The sequence below is a fragment of the Kitasatospora sp. NPDC059088 genome, from assembly GCF_042738155.1.
In the GTDB taxonomy this organism is placed as follows: domain Bacteria; phylum Actinomycetota; class Actinomycetes; order Streptomycetales; family Streptomycetaceae; genus Kitasatospora.
The window spans coordinates 5083-8085 of the sequence record NZ_JBHYGR010000070.1; the positions used below are offsets into that span (position 1 = coordinate 5083).

Consider the following 3003-nt stretch of genomic DNA (forward strand, 5'->3'; position numbering starts at 1 on the left):
CCCGTGGTGGCGCTGCGCCGGGCCCGCCCGCACCCCCCGCGCCCGGGGGGGGGGGGGGGCGGCGCGGGCCCCGGGACGGCGGCCGCGGGGCCGCCCCCCCCGCGACCGCCAGGCCGCCCGGCCCCGGCCGGCCCCGGGCAGGCCCCCGGGGCAGTTGGCGTTGGTCTCCAGCACCCGCAGCGTGCCGTCGGCCTGGGGCAGCAGGTCGATCCGCAGCAGGTGCACCCGGGTGTCGCGGGCGGCGTCCACGTGCTCGCGCAGCACCTGGGGAAGCGTCAGCACCTCGCGCAGGTCGCGGTCGTGGTCCCAGGCCGCCACCAGCGTCTCGATCACCCGGTGGTACGAGGCGACGAACGCGTCCAGCTCGCTGCGCAGCTGCGGGCGCACCCGCAGCGGCAGCCCCTGCGGCTGCGGCTGCGCCCGGACGATCTCGAAGACCTGCGACTCGGCGAGCTCGCGCCCCTCGGCCGTCCGCGCGATCGCGACGACCTCCCGGGTGAACTCCTCGTCCAGCCCGGGCCAGGTGTACCCGCCGGCCCTGGGCCCGTCCGGGGACGGCACGTGGGGGCGGGCCGGCATGACCGTGGTCGTGCCGGTCGGCCCGCCGACCGCGCCCTGGTCGCCGCCGGGGCCGCCGGGGCCGGGAATCGACTGCATGATCCGGTGTCCTTCCGCAGTTGGGAGGCGTGCGCCCGCGCCCCGCCACGGCCGGTGCACACACGTGATCCCGGAGTATCCAGCCAGCCGCGGACGACTCGGTGGACCGCAGCGCGCGGTTCGTCAGATCGAGTGAGGGGACCGGACCCGCACAGGACTGCCTGCACCGGTCGGTCCGCGTCGCCCCGCCCACCGACGCGGCCTGGTCACTGGGCGCTCGCCGCGGGGCGGACCACCAGCTCGTTGACGTCGACCTCCCGGGGCTGGGACACCGCGTAGGCGATGGCCCCCGCCACCGCGGAGGCGGGAATGGCCACGGCGCGGTACGCCTTCATGGCCTCCCGCGCGGCGGGGTCCGCGATGCCGTCGGCGAGTTCGGACTCGGTCACGCCGGGAGAGACGAGGGTGACCCGGATGTCGCCGGCCGACTCCTGGCGCAGCCCTTCGGAGATCGCTCGGACGGCGAACTTGGTGGCGCAGTAGACGGCGGCGGTGGGCGAGACCTCGTACGCGCCGACGGACGCGATGTTCACGACGTGCCCGCCGCCCTGGGCCCGCATCACGGGCAGCGCGGCGGCGATGCCGTGCAGGACTCCCCTCACGTTCACGTCGATCATGCGGTCCCACTCGTCCGTCCTCAGCGCCTCCAGGGGCGACAGCGGCATCACTCCGGCGTTGTTGACCAGGACGTCGACCCGGCCGTAGCGCTCACCGGCGGCGGCCACGAAGGCCCGGACGTCGGCGGCGTCCGTGACGTCGAGGCGCCGGAACGCCGCGGTGGCGCCCGCGGCGGTCAGCTCGCCGGTGAGCGCGTCGAGGCGGTCGGTGCGCCGGGCCCCGAGGAACAGCCGGTGGCCGTCGGCGGCGAGCCGGCGGGCGGTGGCCTCCCCGATGCCGCTGCTCGCCCCGGTGACCAGTACGACCTTGGATGTCTGCGTCATGCCTGCTTCTCCTCCTGGTGGAGCACGGGGTTCGTCGACGGATGCGGATCCGTTCCGCCGGACCGAGTCTGGGCGGGGCGCGGGCGACCGACCAGGACGTGTCCTGCCTGGGTGCGGTACACCCAGGCAGGGCCCGGTCGGCGCCACCTAGGGTGAGGACGTGACCGACAACCATCTGGGAGAGTTCCTACGCGCACGCCGCGCGGCCCTGCGGCCACAGGACGCCGGCATGGCGAGCCACGGGGTGCGCAGGGTCGCCGGACTGCGCCGGGAGGAGGTCGCCGTCCTGGCCGGGGTGAACGCGGACTACTACACCCGCCTGGAACAGGGGCGGGAACGCCACCCGTCGGCCCAGGTCCTCGACGCGCTCGGCCGCGCCCTGCGGCTCGACCCGGACGGGCAAGCGCACCTGCACCAGCTGGCGGGGACGGTGCCGGGCAGCCGGTTCGCCCACACCACCGACCTGGTCGGCCCCGCCCTGCGCCAGCTGCTGGACGGCTACCCCGCCGCCCCGGCCTTCGTCATCAACCGGACCCTGGACGTCCTGGCCGCCAATGCCCTGGCCGAGGCCCTGCACTCGCCCTTCGAGCGGATGGACAACCTCGCCCGGATGGCCTTCCTCGACCCGGCGGGCCGGCAGTTCCACGAACGGTGGGGCCACACGGCCCAAGCCGTCGTGGGCCATCTGCGGCAGGCCGCCGGGCTCGACCCGGACAGCCCCCGGCTGCGCGCGCTCGTCCGCACCCTCACCGACCACAGCACCGACTTCACCCGGCTGTGGAACGTCCACTCCGTACGCGGAAAGACCCAGGAGGCCAAGCACTTCCTCCACCCGGACGTCGGCCCGCTGACCCTCACCTACCAGGCCTTCGACGTGCGCGACGCTCCCGGCCAGCAACTGGTCGTCTACCAGGCGGAGCCCGGCAGTTCCAGCGCCCAGGCCCTCGCCCTGCTCGGGTCCCTGCGCGCCACCGCGAACCGCGCCGCCGGCTGAGCCGGAGGTCGGCTCCGCGACTCGAACGGTCGCCACCCGGCTGGGTCAACTGGCGAGCGTTCCAACGGATTTGGGCCTACGGTGCGGTCCCAGGGGGGCCATCGAGCGAAAGGCTGTTGACGGCATGGCTGGGAAGTTCGAGCTGTACACGGACGAGAGCGGGATGCACCGGTTCCGGCTCAAGGCGAGCAACGGGACCGTCGTGGTGACCGGTGACCCGCAGGAGAGCAAGGACGACTGCCTGAAGAGCATCGAGTCGATCCGTAAGCTCGCGCCGTACGCGGAGCTCAAGGAGGCGGCCGGGTCGATGTGACGCGGCGGTGCCGGGGCGCGGGGGGGGGGGGGGGCGGGACCCCCCCCCCATACGCCGAGTCAACCTAAAACACCACCGCGGCGACCGGCTCCGCCGCG

General features: G+C 74.9%; 4 protein-coding genes. 2 read left to right on the top strand and 2 right to left on the bottom strand.

Going from position 1 to position 3003, the window contains the following annotated elements:
• A partial coding sequence (locus ACFWXO_RS27380; protein ID WP_380526767.1) for a hypothetical protein occupies positions 1-657 on the bottom strand: 657 nt, incomplete at its 3' end.
• A gap of 206 nt (positions 658-863) precedes the next feature.
• Positions 864-1598, bottom strand: a complete 735-nt coding sequence (locus tag ACFWXO_RS27385; RefSeq protein ID WP_380526768.1) for an SDR family oxidoreductase — start codon at positions 1596-1598, stop codon at positions 864-866.
• A gap of 160 nt (positions 1599-1758) precedes the next feature.
• Between ACFWXO_RS27385 and ACFWXO_RS27390 the strand changes: the two genes are divergently transcribed.
• Both ACFWXO_RS27390 and ACFWXO_RS27395 read left to right on the top strand, forming a co-directional pair.
• On the top strand, positions 1759-2592 hold the full coding sequence (locus ACFWXO_RS27390) for a helix-turn-helix transcriptional regulator (RefSeq protein WP_380526770.1): 834 nt from the start codon (positions 1759-1761) through the stop codon (positions 2590-2592).
• A 124-nt stretch (positions 2593-2716) separates the two neighbouring features.
• On the top strand, positions 2717-2905 hold the full coding sequence (locus ACFWXO_RS27395) for a YegP family protein (protein WP_375885888.1): 189 nt from the start codon (positions 2717-2719) through the stop codon (positions 2903-2905).
• Positions 2906-3003 lie beyond the last annotated feature (98 nt).

Bases quoted from the DNA above. Each gene is read 5' to 3' on its own strand.
- ACFWXO_RS27385 (WP_380526768.1), bottom strand. From the start codon at position 1,598: ATGACGCAGACATCCAAGGTCGTACTGGTCACCGGGGCGAGCAGCGGC.
- ACFWXO_RS27395 (WP_375885888.1), top strand. From the start codon at position 2,717: ATGGCTGGGAAGTTCGAGCTGTACACGGACGAGAGCGGGATGCACCGG.